Raw genomic sequence first — 13,841 nt, 5'->3', positions numbered from 1 at the left:
CTCAGGTTAACAGCCGTTCACTGAACCCACCCGCAGGACCTGCCACAACACCATCCGCCGCCACTCCCGCCCATCGATCATGATGGACCCGTGCCCGCCTTCGCCGCCATCACCCCCGACGCTTTGCTCGATCTGCTCGCGCAGCGCGCCGCCGACCTGCCGGGCCACGCGGTGATCGCCGTCGACGGCGCCGACGCCGCCGACCCCCTCTCCGTCGCCCGCGCGGTCGCCGACCTCCTGCGCGCCGCGGGCCGCCCCGCCGACATCGTCTCCCTGCACGATTTCGTCCGCCCCGCCTCCCTGCGCTACGAGCACGGCCACGCCGACGAACTGTCCTATCGCACGCTGTGGTTCGACTACGCCGGTCTCGATCGCGAAGTCCTGCAAGCACTTCGCGAACACGACCGCTGGCTCCCGGCGCTCTGGAACGAACGCACCGACCGCTCCGCCCGCGCGCGCATCCGTCCCGCCGCCGCCGGGACGGTTCTCCTCGTCGCCGGCCCCATGCTCCTGGGCCGCGGCCTCACCTTCGACCTCACCGTCGGCCTGCGCATGTCCGAAGCCGCGCTGCGACGCGGCACCGACCCGGACGAGCAATTCACCCTCGCCGCACTGCGCGAACACCATGCGCAGGCCGGAGAACCCGATCTGACGGTCGCGTGGGACCACCCGGATCGCCCCGCCGTACGCGTCGGCTAGGCGGTTCGGCGAGGTCGGCCGCCGGGTACTGGAAGTGCGGAGCAGCGGGCAGCGGGGAGTGCCGGGCAGCCAGGCACCGGAGTGTGGGACCGGCGGTGGCGGAGCATCGATCCCCCACCATGGGCTACTGTCGCGATCCGGATACCGCCATCGACAGGAACTCCTATGACTTCCGAGAGCCGGGCACAGCACTCCTCCGCCTTCACCTACGTCCCGGTCGGCGTCACCGCACCCGCTGCCGTCGAGTGGCCTGCCGCGATCGCGGGTTACCGCCGGTTCGAGCGGACCGTGGTCATCGGCGAGGGCGATGCCGACTGGCAGGCCGCTTCGACCGCCGTGCGCGAGTGGGGCGTCAAGCGGCGCAGCGGTTTTCGGGTCACGCCCTTGACCACTGACGGTGTTCGCGCGGTCGAGGGCGCGGACTACCGCATTACCGCCGGATTCGGGCCGTTCACCGTGCACGAGCCGGTGCGAGTGGTCGCGGTGGTCGACACGCCGGAGCGGGCGGGCTTCTCCTACGGGACATTGCCCGGCCATCCCGTGTCCGGGGAGGAGGCGTTCATCGTGCATCGGGCTGCCGACGGCACGGTCTGGCTGACGCTGCGTTCCCACACCGGCCCCGCGCCCGCCGGACTGTGGCGCACCCTGTTTCCGGTCCTGCTCCTGGCCCAACGCGTCTACCGCCGCCGCTACCTCCGCGCGCTCCGCACCCGCCGGGCCTGAGATCCCGGCGCAGTCACCGCGCGGGTTCTCGGGAATCGGCCCGAGCGCCTCGGCGTGGCACTCGCCACTGCCGACCGCCGACGCTCCCTCCCGGTGAGATGATCGATCCAGTCTGCGAATTCAACAGGCGCGCATCGCAAGCCGCTGCGCGAGAACGGAGGGGCGCATGACCATCGGAATCCCCGGAGTCCGCATCGGCCACTGGTCGGACCCGGTCGCGGAAACCGGCTGCACCGTCCTCACCCTGCCGCAGTGGACCATCGCCTCCTGTGAGGTCCGCGGCGGCGCCCCCGCCACCCGCGAACTCGACGCCCTCGCCCCCGACAAGACCGTCGCCACCGTCGACGCCATCCTGCTCACCGGCGGCTCCGCCTTCGGCCTGGCCGCAGCCGACGGCGTCATGCGCTATCTCGAGGAACAGGGCCGCGGCGTCCCCACCCCCGGCGGCGCGGTCCCCATCGTCCCCACCATGGCCCTCTTCGACCTCGCCGTCGGCGATCCGGCCACCCGTCCCACCGCGGCCGACGGCTACGCCGCCGCCCTGGCCACCACCGGCGAGCAAATCCTGCACGGCCGCATAGGCGCCGGCTCCGGCGCCTACACCTCGCACTGGCGCGGCCCCGACCTCCGCCGCCCCGGCGGCATCGCCTACGCCGAACGCCGCCTCGACGACGTCATCGTCGGCGCCCTCTGCGTGGTCAACGCCTTCGGCGACATAGACCCCGGCACCTCCGACATCTCCCTGGACGCCGTAGCCCAACTCAACCGCCCCTTCGACTTCGCAAACCCCCGCGCCCACACCACGATCGGCGCCATCCTCACCAACGCCCGCCTCGACAAGACCGCCTGCCACATAGTCGCCCAAGGCGCCCACGACGGCCTCTCCCGAGCCCTCACCCCACCCCACACCCGCTTCGACGGCGACGGCTTCATCGCCGCCGCAACCGGTCAGGTCGAATCCAACGTCGACGTGATCCGCTTGATGGCCCTGGCCACGGTCACCGAGGCCATCCGCTCATTGGCGACTCAGCACGCGGGTGACTGACACCACTTAAACTGGTGCACGGCAGAACCAATCGATCGAGGGACTGGCACGCAGTGCATCCAATAGCGCTGTACTACCCGTACGTTCATATTCAGGACGAGAACTGGCTGAAATACGCCGCCCTGTATTGGCCCAAGCTGGCACGCCTGCGTCCATCTCCATATACCACCTACGATTCACCGACCGCGCAGGTTCTCCACCAGGAAGCAGGATGGCTACTCGACATCGAGCCCCCGCATTCGGTTATACAAGCAGTCGGGCACGCCTTCACCGACGCCATCGTGGCACACACCATTGCTCTTGAGCAGCGGTTCGGAATCAATCATCTACAGGAATGGCACATTTCGCCGAAGTTTGGCGCGACCCCTGAAGGCTATGCGGCAAGCCCCAATATCGAAACCGCCTCCCTGAATCGGCAATTGGGGTACGTTCACGTCGGCGAGCTGACTCCCGCCACAATCGACGCCGCGGTCGCCGCCGGCCTGGCAGTCCCGACTCGCGGCCGAACCACAGAGTGGCTCGGCATGCACCCGGCGCTCGCGACTACGTACACCTGTGCGCTGGTGGAGCGAATCGCACTCGAAAACCACCTTCATCCGATTACCGACGAAGAATTGGCGCTCTCGGCTCTGTACCGATCATCCCTCGACCGGAATATCGAGATACTCCTCGATAGTCAATTCCGAGAAACACCGACGGCGCGGCCCGGGATCGCGAACTCCTGCGTCATGCTGGCATTCGCCACTGCGATCCCTGACCAATTGGATCGGGTTCCTGTCGAGCGAATCCTGGAAGTCCGCGAGAAATTCAAGGGGGAGCTCGATTCCTTCCGCCTATACGTGACGGAACAAGCCGAGGGTCTCGCGGCGCTCGAGAGCGTCCGAGACGTTCGATTGTACATGGAATACCTCAATTCCGAGGTCCGTTCCACACTCGAAAAACAGTTGAACGATCTCGGTGATCGCTTGAGAAGCGTGAACCTTGGGTGCGTTCGTGGGTTGGTAACGATCAAATCCGTCGCGCTACCGACCTTGGCGGCAGCAGCAGCCGACTTCGTGGGACTCCCACCCGCAGTTGCAGGTCCGGCCGTGTTGGCGGCACATTTGGTCAATTCCCCGGTCCAGTGGCACAGGCAACGCGAAGACGTGATCCGTGAGAGCCCGGTTGGCTACCTGCTCCGACTCCGACGATCCTTGAAATCCCCGTCAGGTCCCGAACGCCTGCGCCGATTCCCGCCATCGAGAGCTATCAGAGACTTGACCTGAAGCTGTCGTCGCACAACGAAATCCACATCGCTCAGGGCGAGGCCGCCACGGCCGCGAGCGCGCAGTCGATGGCCTCGGGCGTCGGATCGCGGGATGCCCTCGGCCCACGAGGGCTTCGATCCGGGTGGCGGTTTCACCGCTCAGCCTGCTCGACCAGCACCACCGCGCGCGCTAGCGTGGCCTTGGCGTAGCGGCGCCACAGTGGGGCGGCCACGGTTTGGATCAGCAGGCGGCGGCCGGGGCGGGGGAAGAATGAATATGTCCAGCGCACTACGGAGTTCGGGCCGTCGGGGGTGAAGGTCCACTCCCCGCGCACCCGGGCGATGAGCCAGCGCAGCGGGCCGGTGAATCCGGTGAGCTCGTAGGCGAAGCTGTGCGGGGGTGTGTATTCGATGAGGCGCTCGGTTGCGGTGGTGCCGTCCGAGAGTAGTGGTTGGCGGGTGCGGCCGGTTTCGGTCCAGGGACCGGACTGGTTGCGGACGCTGGCAGCGGGCCCATTCCGGTGAAGATGAGTGACAGATTGATCGGGACGATTACGTCGAAGGCGGTTTTCGTCGAAGCGCGGCAGGGCGATTCGACTGTGACCGGCACGTACTTCATGGGTACATCGTGCCAGTCGGTTTGCTATCACGCCCTCTCACAAGGGGTTACGACACATTCCGGCAAATTCTGGGGCTGCGGTGGGTACAACGGAGTGGTGACCGGTTTCAAGATCTGGGCTTTGTTCGCGTGTATAGTCGCTGCCTCCGTCATCCTGGTCCAGCCTGCCGCGGCTGCTCCGCAGGGGGCGCGGGTGGTCGGAGAAGTTCCTATTGGGGAACGTATTTCGCAGGTTGACGTGTATTCGCCCGCCATGGATCGGGTGGTGTCCAATCGGGTGATCCGGGCCGCTGGCGGTGGGGCTGCGCCGACGTTGTATCTGCTCACGGGGGCGGGTGGTGGGGAGGATGGGATTTCTTGGTGGGATGACACCGATATTCGAGAGTTCTTCGCGGACAAGAACGTCAATGTGGTGTTGCCTACGGGAGGGGCTTTCAGTCTCTATACCGATTGGGTTGCGGATGATCCGATTATGGGGAGGAATCGCTGGCAGACGTATCTTGTGTCGGAGTTGCCGGGGGTGATCGACGAGCGGTTCGGGACTACGGGGCGCAATGCTGTCGCGGGGGTTTCGATGAGTGGGGGGTCGGCGATCGATCTGGCTGTGCAGGGCGGTGAGAAGTACAGTGCGGTCGCGTCTTACAGCGGGTGTCCGTGGAGTTCCGATTCGGCGGGGGTCGCCATGGCGAGTGCGGTGGTGCTGCGCGGAGGTGGGAATCCGGGGAATATGTGGGGCGCGCCGGGTGGGGAGGTGTGGCGATCGCACGATCCGTTCCTGAGCGCGGAGCGGTTGCGCGGCAAGGCGGTTTATCTGTCGGCCGCGTCGGGGATTCCGGGGGCGATCGATCAGGGCGGGCTGCCGTCACCGGTTATCGAGGCGATCGCGGCTTCGTGCACGGGGAAGTTCGCGGCGCGATTGTCACAGCTCGGGATGGCGCCGGTGTATGTCAACAGGCCGGTGGGGTCGCATACGTGGGGGCAATTCCAGACTGATCTGCACGATTCGTGGCCGCATTTGGCTCGGGCTATCGGGGCCTGAGCGCTCGGGCCGAGTCGAGGCCGGCGCGCCGGCGTTCCGCGGATCGGATGATGTCGTTGCCGACTTGTTCGAGGAATTCGGCGGCTGCCGCCAGGCGGGCGCCGGCGGGGGTGTCGGGGCCGAAGGTGTGCGCGGCGCGGTGGGCAGTGGCGGCGAGGCGCTGGTTGGCGCGGGCGCTGGCCAGGACGGTGCGCATGCCGGCGTCGTCGTCGAGGAAGTAGCGCTGGCGTCTGCTGTGGGGGTCGCGGCCGCGCAGGAGCAGGCCCTGCGCTTCCAGCAGGCCGACCGCTTGGGACACGGTGGCGGCGCTGACCTGGAGGTGCTGCGCGAGTTCGGCGGCGGTGCGGCTGCCGGATTCGGCGGTGAAGAGGCAGGCCAGGATGGCGGCGGCGGTGCGCGGCACGCCGGTCTCGACGAGGGCCGCGGTGAGGTCGCGCATGATCGCGGCCGCCACCTCGGGGGCGGGGCCGGCGGGTTCGCTGATCGGCGGTGGGGCGACCGGGCGGGGTGTGCGACGGGCGCGGTGGGTGGTGGCGAGCTGCGCCAGATCCGCGCGGTAGCGGCCCGGGCCGCCATTGCGGGCGACCTCGCGGCTGATCGTCGAGGTGGGACGGCCCAGACGCCTTGCGATTTCGGCGTGGTCGAGCCCTTGCGCCAGACCGGCGGCGATCTGCCGGCGGTCGTTCGCGGTCAGTCTGCGTCCCGGCATTCGGCCGCCTTCCCGGTCGGATCGTCTCCGCGCCAGTATGCGATCAGCGCGTATGTCGTTGCAACGCACTCGCATTTCAGCGAGCATTAACCGGCACCGTCGTTGCAATTGGGCATCACCGCCCTGAACTGCGCAGACACGGCAATTTGCGGGAGTGGTTCGTTGTATTGAATTTCGATTCCTGCCTAAGGTCCGGATTGTTCAACGGGCCCCGCACGATTCGAGGAGCACACCATGCGAGCACGAGGCATCACCTACGACACGGGCTTCGCCCCCGGCGGCCGCGGATCGCGTCCGGTCCTCGACTCCGACACCGTGCGAAGGGAATTGCGGATCATCGCCGAGGACCTGCACTGCGATGCGGTCCGCATCACCGGCGGCGATCCGGAACGCCTGACCATCGCCGCGCGGCATGCCACCGATGCCGGGCTGGAGGTCTGGCTCTCCCCCTTCCCCTGCGAATTGTCCGCCGAGCAGATGCTGCCGTACTTCGCCGAGTGCGCGGATCGCGCCGAGACGATCGGCGCCGCGGTCCTCGTCACCGGCTGCGAGCTGAGCCTTTTCGGTTCCGGATTCCTCCCCGGCGCCGACACGTTCACCCGGATCGCGACCTTCACCAATGGCGACCCATCGAACCTCGCGGGCCTGCCCGAAATGAGCGCCCGAATCAACGCCGCCCTGGCCGATATCGCCGCAGCCGCCCGGAAACGCTTCGGCGGCAAGCTCACCTACGCCGCAGGCACCTGGGAGAACATCGACTGGACTCCCTTCGACATCATCGGCATCGACGCCTACGGCGATCCCGCCCACCCCGCCTACCGCGAGGGCCTGCGCGCCTTGCGACAGTTGGGCAAACCGATCGCGGTGACCGAGGTCGGCTGCTGCACCTACCGCGGCGCGGCCGAACACAATGGAATGGGCTGGAACATAGTCGACTACGACGCCGATCCCCCGTACATCGAAGGCGACTACATTCGCGACGAGGAAGAACCGGCCCGCTACATGCGAGAGCTCTTCCGCTTCTTCGAGGAGGAATCGGTGGACACCGCCTTCTGGTACACCTTCGCCGGCTACACCCTCCCCCACGACCCCGACCCCCATTTCGATCTCGACCTCGCCTCCTTCGGCGTCTGCAAGGTCATGTCCGACGGCACGCTCACCCCGAAACGCGCCTTCCGCGCCCTCGCCGACATCTGCCGCCCGACCAGCCCCGCCTCGACCGCAGCGATCTGAAAGCCCGGCGAGAGCCCCGATCGGCCGTCGCCGTCCATCGCCCGGATTTCGCGGCACAGCGAAGCGCTCAGGCCGGGAATTGGGTCACCCGGGTGTTCTGGAAGCTGGTGAACAGCCAGGTTCCATTGGCGCGCACCGCCACCCGGGTCTGGATGGACTGCTCGTCGGGGCCAGCCGGGTTGTCGGGGCGGCTGGGCCGGACGCCCTGGGTGATCATGATTGCCGTATCGGGTGCGGGGAAGCGGATTTTCAGGGTGGCGGGCTCGGACATCCGGGTGCCCTTCATGAAACCGTCGAAGCCCTGCTGCATCTCCGTGGTCATTTCGGCCCGGCCTTGAATGAATTCACCGATGACCGAGACGAAGTCGGCGTCGTCGGTGAAGGTGGCGGCGAAGGCCGCGCCGTCGCCGGCCGCCCACGCGTCGGCCTGGGCGCGCAGGAGGGCGCGCAGGGCTGTTTCGTCATGCTGGTTCGTGGTCATGGCGCTACTTCTCCTCACGCTGCAGGCCGACATATTCGATGGCGCCGAAGACGGCGACGACCGCGGCTCCGACGAGCAGGAACGCACGCCCCCACGCGGTCAGGGGAATCAGGTCGGCGAAGGCGAGCAGGGTCAGCGCGACCGCCGACAGCGCGTTGACGGCCACGACCGCCGTCGCGAGACGAGCGGGGACGGCCGGATATCCCGCAATGAGCAACAGGGCGATGGCACCGCCGAGCATGGCGACGCCGAAGGGGATCGACCAGGAGGTCGGCAGGCCGAGGGGCTCGCTCAGGATCGGCGCGGCGGCCAGCAGGACGGCGCCGAAGACGCCGGTGCTCCAGCCGTCCAGCCTCAGTGCGGTGCGGAGGAAACCGGGTGCGGCCCCGATGTCCGGGAGGGTCGTCGTTGTCATGGGATCGACCGTGCCAGTCGCGTGGTCATGGTCTCAATGACCTCGGAGGTCATGGAGGGGTTCACCTCGGATGGATAGGCTGGGCGGGTGACGGGTCAGGGGTCTGCGGTGGGCACATTGTTGCGGGAGTGGCGGCAGCGGCGGCGGTTGAGTCAGCTGGATCTGGCATTGGCGGCCGATAGTTCGGCGCGGCACGTGTCCTGTATCGAGACCGGGAAGGCGCAACCCAGTCGCGCCATGGTGCTGCGGCTCAGCGAGGTGCTGGATGTGCCGCTGCGCGAACGCAATACGCTGCTGATGGCGGGCGGGTTCGCGCCGGAGTATCGGGAGAGCAGTCTCGACGACGCCGAAATGGCCGCGGCGCGAACGGCCTTGGAGACCATGCTGGCCACGCACGAGCCGTATCCGGCGGTGGCGGTGGACCGGTATTGGAACGTGGTGACCACCAATCGGGCGATGGGGCTGTTCGAGGGCGCGGTGCCCGAGCCGATCGCGGACCGGACGCCGAACATGTACCGGCTCGCCCTGTATCCGGAAAGCCCCTCCGCTCCTTCGCATCTGGTCAACTATCGGCAGGTGCGGGAGAACCTGCTCGATCGCCTGCTCCGGCAGGTCAAGTCCACCGGCGACCCGGTGCTGCGCGAGCTGTACGACGAGGTGTCCGGGTATCCGTACCCGCCCGAACTGGAAGAAGACGACGAGGAGATCGCGGGACCGTTCGCGGTGCCGCTGCGCATTCGCACCCCGCTGGGTGAGCTGCGATTGTTCAGCACCATGGTGGCGTTCGGCGCGCCCGCCGATGTCACCCTGTCGGAGCTGGCGATCGAATTGTTCTACCCCCTGGATGATTTCACCGCGAACGCGCTGCGCGTCCTCGCCGGCGAACCGGCTCCCGATGGGGTCCCCGCACCGCGATGACCCTCACTCGCGACGGCGCTTGGCCGGGAAGGTCTCGGTGGGAAAGTCGTCGGGATCGAACCGGCGGTGCGCGCCGCGGCCGCCCGTGCTCGGCCAGTACCGGCTGGCGTACTGCCCGCGGATGCGGCTGAGATCCGGCTCGTCCACATCGGTGATGCCCACCTGCAGCAGCATCAGCAGGGTGACCATGCTGACCGCGATGATGAGCGGGGTCAGCAATTGCGCCGGCTGCGCCCCCGACGGCATGTGCATGTGCTCGGCCATATGGGCGCGCATGGAGAACATGCCCGTGTAATGCATGCCGCACACCGCGATTCCCATGATCAGCGCCGCGCCCACGGTCGCCACGATCCCCTGCACGTGCAGCGCGAACCACAGCGCCGCCGTCGCCGCCACCACCGCGATCAGCAGCGACAGCAGCACGATCCACGAGTCGTATCGCACCGCCGCATCGGTTTTCATGGCGTACATGCCCGAGTAGTGCATGGCCCCCACCCCGAGTCCGGTGACGGTCCCGCCCACCAGCAGCGCGAATCCCTCACCGCCGTGCCGGTGCACCACGATCGACAGCCCCATCCACACCACGCCCATGGCGATGAGCGCACTGGCCACCGTGATCGGCACGTTGTATCGAATGTGGGCTTCGCGCACCGAAAACCCCAGCATCGCAATGAAATGCATGACCCAGATCCCGGTGCCGCCCAGGGCCACCGCCCCGATGGCCACCCAACCGCCGTGCCCGTGCTGATTGCGCGCCCGCACCATGCAGCGCAAGGCCAGCAACGATCCGGTGACGGACATGAGATAGGCCAGCAGCGGATTCAGCCAGCCATAGGTGAATTGGTCGATTTCCAGCATGCGGACTCCTTGCCAGAAGCTCTGATGTCGACTGTTCACCGGTGATAGCGCCGAACATTAACCACAAAGCTCCAGGTAGTAAATTTGCCGCAGCACAATCCTGGAAAAGATTTGGAGTTTGCTGAGCCGCATGCGCGCAGGTAGCGGGACTGCATGCACCCGTACCGCCGCCCGCGATTCCCCGTCTAGCGCCCTGGACGGCTCGCGCCCGGCCCGCAACTTCCGGGCGGCCCTGAAACCTGCTGCGGCACAGGACGGCCCGGGCGGTGACTCTCAGTCGCCGAGCGGTGCACCGGCTCGGACGACCGTGCGCGCGCCCTTCCAGAGCACGGCCGGATCGGTGAACGGGTCGCCGTCGACAATGAGCAGGTCCGCGGCGCACCCGGGGCGGACGCGGCCGAGGTCGGGGCGGCCGAGCAGATCGGCGTTCACCGAGGTCATCGATTGCAGGGCGAGGAAGGGGCCGTCGATCTCGACCTGGAGCCGGATGCCTTGCAGCTGTTCGTCTTCCAGTGCGCCCATCAGATCGGTGCCGAAGCCGACGCGCACGCCGGCCGCCCGGGCCAGGGCGACGGCCTCGGCGCCGGCGTCGAGAACCTCGAGGTTCTTCTCCGCCGACACGGGCGCCAGGCCGACCTCTCGACCGCGGCGCGCCATGGCGTCGTAGGTGGCCAGGGTCGGCACCAGGAACGCGCCGTGTTCGGCCATCAGAGCGGCGGTTTCGGCGTCGAGGAGGTTTCCGTGCTCGATCGAGCGCACGCCGTTGCGGACCGAATGGCGGATGGCTTCGGGCGAATAGGCGTGGGCGGCAACATAACTGCCGCGGCGGGCGGCTTCATCGGTGGCGACGCGGATCTCCTCGGCCGAATACTGCGGTATCCGAATCGGATCGGTCAGCGACATGACGCCGCCGGAGGTCATCATCTTGATCGCGTGCGCGCCGCGGCGGAACCGATCGCGCACGGCCAGGCGCACCGCGTCGACGCCGTCGACCACCTCGGTCATATTCGAGTGACACCCGCACACGTCCATGTCGACCCCGCGCGGATCGCCGTGTCCGCCGGTCTGACTCAGCGCCGCACCGGTGTACAGGTAGCGCGGCGACTCGATGAGGCCTTCGCTGATGGCGCGCGCCAGCCCGGCATCGCCGCCCGCCACGTCCCGCACGGTCGTGAACCCGCGATACAGCGCCGCGCGCAACCGGCGCGCCCCCAGCAGGGCGATGTAACTCAGCGGGCTGCTCTCGATGCCGAGCAGGTCCAGGGAGGTGCCGTAGGCGTGGCAGTGGGCGTCGATCAATCCGGGCAGGACCGTGCGCCCGCGCGCGTCGATCACCCGCTCGGCGTCGAAACCGCCGCCAACGGCGACGATCCGGCCGTCCTCGATGTGCACCGGCCCCTCCACCAGCTCCGCCGACTCACCATCGAAGACCGCGGCGTTGACAATCGACAGGCTCACTGCGTACTCCCGAATCGGCGTGTGGGCGGACAAGATCCACCTCGAAACTAGCAGTCGCCGCTATCGCTCAGTGACCGATCGGGCTGTCTCCGGCGCGGCGGTCGTAGCGGGTTCGGGCGCGATCATGGGCGGCGCGCAACAGGTCTCGCAGTGGCTCGGCGGTCGTCGAATCAGGGTTGACCACGGCCAGCCAGGCGGCCCCGCCGTAGACCGGGTGCGCCACCAGGGTGTCCGGCAGGCTCGGATCGGCGCCGCGGTCGGCGGTTTCGCGCGGGGTGTGGCCGGTCCAGCGGGTGAAGGCGTCCCTGCCCGCGTTCACATTGACGCGGAAGGCGCCGGGGCGGTCCAGGCGGGAGGCGGTGTCGTCCGGGTAGTCCTTGGTGACGATGGTGGCGAACGGTTGCCCGGCCGGGACCTGGCCGTCCGGGGCGTAGTAGAAGAAGCGATCACCCCAGGCGATCTCGGGGGTGCCGTCGCCCGGACCCGGCTTCAGGGTCAGCACTCCGCCCAGGGCTTCGATGAACTCGGTGATGTCGTCGACTGTCATGTGTTCCAGCGTTACATTGAAGTGCATGTGGAGAGTTTCGAGCGGCTATCGGGAGATATGGGAGTGAAAAGTCTCAACTCTGCTCCGCTGCGGACTGCCGAGGTGGCGCGCCGGGCGGACTACTCGGTCCAGCAGATCCGCAATCTCGAGCGGGACGGCGTGCTCCCGCCGGCCGGGCGCACGCCCAGCGGGTACCGGGTGTACGGGGACGTCCATGTGCGGGCCGCTCGGGCGTACCGCGTGCTCGCGGCGGGGGTCGGGCCCGTCGAGGCCAAACGCATCGTGCGCACGGCCCGCACCGAACCCCGGCCGGTGCTGCTGGCCCTGCTGGACGCGGCGCACGCGCGGCTCGACCGGGAGCGCCGGGACCTCGAATCCGCCTGCGCCGCCGTCGAATCGATCTCGGCGGAGCCGATCGCCGATGTCCGGCCGTCGGATTCGATGACCATCGCGGAGCTGGCCGCCGCCCTGGGCGTCCGCACTTCCACGCTGCGGCATTGGGACGCAACCGGACTCGTCACACCCGCGCGCACCGCTCCGCGCGCGCCGCGCACCTATGCCCCCGCCGACGTCCGGGATGCCCGCGTGGTCCATCAGCTCCGGCTCGCGGGCTACGGGATCACCACGCTGCGAACCCTCATGCCCCATCTGCGCGACGCCCGCCGTTGGGCCGACGTCCACGCCGCCCTGGACACCCGGCGAGCCACCATCGAATCGCGATCCCGGGCGCTGTTCGAAGCGTCCGCGGAGCTGGTTCCCCTGCTCGAGTCGTTTCAGCGAACGCCGGTCAGCTTGTCCGGATTGGTCACCGAGTAGATGCCGCGGACGGTGTTGTCGAGAGTCACAACGAAAACCGCCGGATGGTCTCGGAAGACCTTCCGGCGGTTCGGGTTCGAAGAGCGAACGGGCTGGTTACCAGCCGCGCTCGGCGAGGCGGTGCGGCTGCGGGATCTCGTCGACGTTGATGCCGACCATGGCCTCGCCCAGGCCGCGGGAGACCTTGGCCAGCACGTCCGGGTCGTCGTAGAAGGTGGTGGCCTTCACGATGGCGGCGGCGCGCTGGGCGGGGTTGCCGGACTTGAAGATGCCGGAGCCGACGAAGACGCCCTCGGCGCCGAGCTGCATCATCATGGCGGCGTCGGCGGGGGTGGCGATGCCGCCGGCGGTGAACAGCACGACGGGGAGCTTGCCGGTCTCGGCGACCTCGCGGACCAGTTCGTAGGGGGCCTGGAGTTCCTTGGCGGCGACGTAGAGCTCGTCCTCGGGGAGGGAGGACAGGCGGCGCAGTTCGTCGCGGATCTTGCGCATGTGGGTGGTGGCGTTGGAGACGTCGCCGGTGCCGGCCTCGCCCTTGGAGCGGATCATGGCCGCGCCCTCGGTGATGCGGCGCAGGGCCTCGCCCAGGTTGGTGGCGCCACAGACGAAGGGAACGGTGAAGTTCCACTTGTCGATGTGGTTGGCGTAGTCGGCCGGGGTGAGGACCTCGGACTCGTCGATGTAGTCGACGCCCAGCGACTGCAGGATCTGCGCCTCGACGAAGTGGCCGATGCGGGCCTTGGCCATGACCGGGATGGAGACGGCGCTGATGATGCCGTCGATCATGTCCGGATCCGACATGCGGGACACGCCGCCCTGGGCGCGGATATCGGCGGGCACCCGCTCGAGGGCCATGACGGCGACGGCGCCGGCGTCCTCGGCGATCTTGGCCTGCTCCGGCGTGACGACATCCATGATCACACCGCCCTTCAGCATCTCGGCCATACCGCGCTTCACGCGGGCGGTGCCGATGGTCGGGGTGGACTCGGGCGTAGTCACGGCAAACTCCTGTGTCATCTGGGCCAATCGGATCGC

The 13,841-nt window shown here is 68.1% G+C and carries 16 protein-coding genes; 8 read left to right on the top strand and 8 right to left on the bottom strand.

The window, feature by feature from the left end; translation table 11 throughout:
- Positions 1-90 precede the first annotated feature (90 nt).
- From ACFVIV_RS11435 to ACFVIV_RS11420, 4 genes are all read left to right on the top strand, one after another.
- Positions 91-699 (top strand): hypothetical protein, encoded by a 609-nt coding sequence (locus tag ACFVIV_RS11435; RefSeq protein ID WP_379195109.1) that lies wholly within the window; start codon positions 91-93, stop codon positions 697-699.
- A gap of 165 nt (positions 700-864) precedes the next feature.
- A complete protein-coding gene (locus tag ACFVIV_RS11430) occupies positions 865-1,422 on the top strand; it encodes a DUF1990 family protein (protein WP_379195107.1) in 558 nt (185 codons plus the stop codon).
- Positions 1,423-1,588: 166 nt separating this feature from the next.
- Positions 1,589-2,467, top strand: coding sequence for a P1 family peptidase (locus ACFVIV_RS11425; RefSeq protein WP_379195106.1), 879 nt, complete (start codon positions 1,589-1,591; stop codon positions 2,465-2,467).
- 53 nt (positions 2,468-2,520) lie between these two features.
- Positions 2,521-3,732 (top strand): DUF6236 family protein, encoded by a 1,212-nt coding sequence (locus ACFVIV_RS11420; RefSeq protein ID WP_379195104.1) that lies wholly within the window; start codon positions 2,521-2,523, stop codon positions 3,730-3,732.
- A gap of 133 nt (positions 3,733-3,865) precedes the next feature.
- Here the strand turns inward: ACFVIV_RS11420 and ACFVIV_RS11415 are convergent, their stop codons facing one another.
- Complete coding sequence (locus ACFVIV_RS11415) at positions 3,866-4,363, bottom strand: SRPBCC family protein (protein ID WP_379195102.1); 498 nt, start codon at positions 4,361-4,363, stop codon at positions 3,866-3,868.
- Between the two features lie 66 nt (positions 4,364-4,429).
- Here ACFVIV_RS11415 and ACFVIV_RS11410 point away from each other — a divergent pair, with 66 nt between their 5' ends.
- A complete protein-coding gene (locus ACFVIV_RS11410; RefSeq protein ID WP_379195100.1) occupies positions 4,430-5,371 on the top strand; it encodes an alpha/beta hydrolase in 942 nt (313 codons plus the stop codon).
- Here the strand turns inward: ACFVIV_RS11410 and ACFVIV_RS11405 are convergent.
- Complete coding sequence (locus tag ACFVIV_RS11405; RefSeq protein ID WP_379195098.1) at positions 5,358-6,080, bottom strand: helix-turn-helix domain-containing protein; 723 nt, start codon at positions 6,078-6,080, stop codon at positions 5,358-5,360. The two genes, ACFVIV_RS11410 and ACFVIV_RS11405, sit on opposite strands and share 14 nt — an antisense overlap.
- 234 nt (positions 6,081-6,314) lie before the next feature.
- Here ACFVIV_RS11405 and ACFVIV_RS11400 point away from each other — a divergent pair, with 234 nt between their 5' ends.
- Positions 6,315-7,313 carry a hypothetical protein gene (locus tag ACFVIV_RS11400; RefSeq protein ID WP_379195096.1) on the top strand — a complete coding sequence of 333 codons (999 nt, stop codon included), beginning with the start codon at positions 6,315-6,317 and terminating at the stop codon, positions 7,311-7,313.
- 67 nt (positions 7,314-7,380) lie between these two features.
- Here the strand turns inward: ACFVIV_RS11400 and ACFVIV_RS11395 are convergent, their stop codons facing one another.
- Positions 7,381-7,794, bottom strand: a complete 414-nt coding sequence (locus tag ACFVIV_RS11395; protein WP_379195094.1) for an SgcJ/EcaC family oxidoreductase — start codon at positions 7,792-7,794, stop codon at positions 7,381-7,383.
- Between the two features lie 4 nt (positions 7,795-7,798).
- A complete protein-coding gene (locus ACFVIV_RS11390) occupies positions 7,799-8,209 on the bottom strand; it encodes a hypothetical protein (protein ID WP_379195092.1) in 411 nt (136 codons plus the stop codon).
- A 108-nt stretch (positions 8,210-8,317) separates the two neighbouring features.
- Here ACFVIV_RS11390 and ACFVIV_RS11385 point away from each other — a divergent pair, with 108 nt between their 5' ends.
- Positions 8,318-9,127 carry a helix-turn-helix domain-containing protein gene (locus tag ACFVIV_RS11385; protein WP_379195090.1) on the top strand — a complete coding sequence of 270 codons (810 nt, stop codon included), beginning with the start codon at positions 8,318-8,320 and terminating at the stop codon, positions 9,125-9,127.
- Between the two features lie 3 nt (positions 9,128-9,130).
- Here ACFVIV_RS11385 and ACFVIV_RS11380 read toward each other — a convergent pair whose 3' ends face one another.
- The 3 genes from ACFVIV_RS11380 to ACFVIV_RS11370 form a co-directional block, all read right to left on the bottom strand.
- On the bottom strand, positions 9,131-9,985 hold the full coding sequence (locus tag ACFVIV_RS11380) for an MHYT domain-containing protein (RefSeq protein WP_379195088.1): 855 nt from the start codon (positions 9,983-9,985) through the stop codon (positions 9,131-9,133).
- Positions 9,986-10,258: 273 nt separating this feature from the next.
- Complete coding sequence (locus ACFVIV_RS11375) at positions 10,259-11,443, bottom strand: amidohydrolase family protein (RefSeq protein WP_379195086.1); 1,185 nt, start codon at positions 11,441-11,443, stop codon at positions 10,259-10,261.
- A 67-nt stretch (positions 11,444-11,510) separates the two neighbouring features.
- Positions 11,511-11,990 carry a DUF6194 family protein gene (locus ACFVIV_RS11370; RefSeq protein WP_379195084.1) on the bottom strand — a complete coding sequence of 160 codons (480 nt, stop codon included), beginning with the start codon at positions 11,988-11,990 and terminating at the stop codon, positions 11,511-11,513.
- Between the two features lie 57 nt (positions 11,991-12,047).
- Here ACFVIV_RS11370 and ACFVIV_RS11365 point away from each other — a divergent pair, with 57 nt between their 5' ends.
- Positions 12,048-12,806 carry a MerR family transcriptional regulator gene (locus tag ACFVIV_RS11365; RefSeq protein ID WP_379195082.1) on the top strand — a complete coding sequence of 253 codons (759 nt, stop codon included), beginning with the start codon at positions 12,048-12,050 and terminating at the stop codon, positions 12,804-12,806.
- Between the two features lie 96 nt (positions 12,807-12,902).
- Here ACFVIV_RS11365 and pdxS read toward each other — a convergent pair whose 3' ends face one another.
- The gene (gene pdxS / locus ACFVIV_RS11360; RefSeq protein ID WP_379195080.1) at positions 12,903-13,823 is read right to left on the bottom strand and encodes a pyridoxal 5'-phosphate synthase lyase subunit PdxS; all 921 of its coding nucleotides are present in this window, start codon (positions 13,821-13,823) and stop codon (positions 12,903-12,905) included.
- Between the last annotated feature and the right edge of the window lie 18 nt (positions 13,824-13,841).

This window comes from Nocardia sp. NPDC127526, from assembly GCF_042672265.1.
Taxonomy (GTDB): Bacteria; Actinomycetota; Actinomycetes; order Mycobacteriales; family Mycobacteriaceae; genus Nocardia.
Note: the sequence above shows the minus strand (reverse complement) of the source record. Positions and strands in the feature narration are given on the sequence as shown.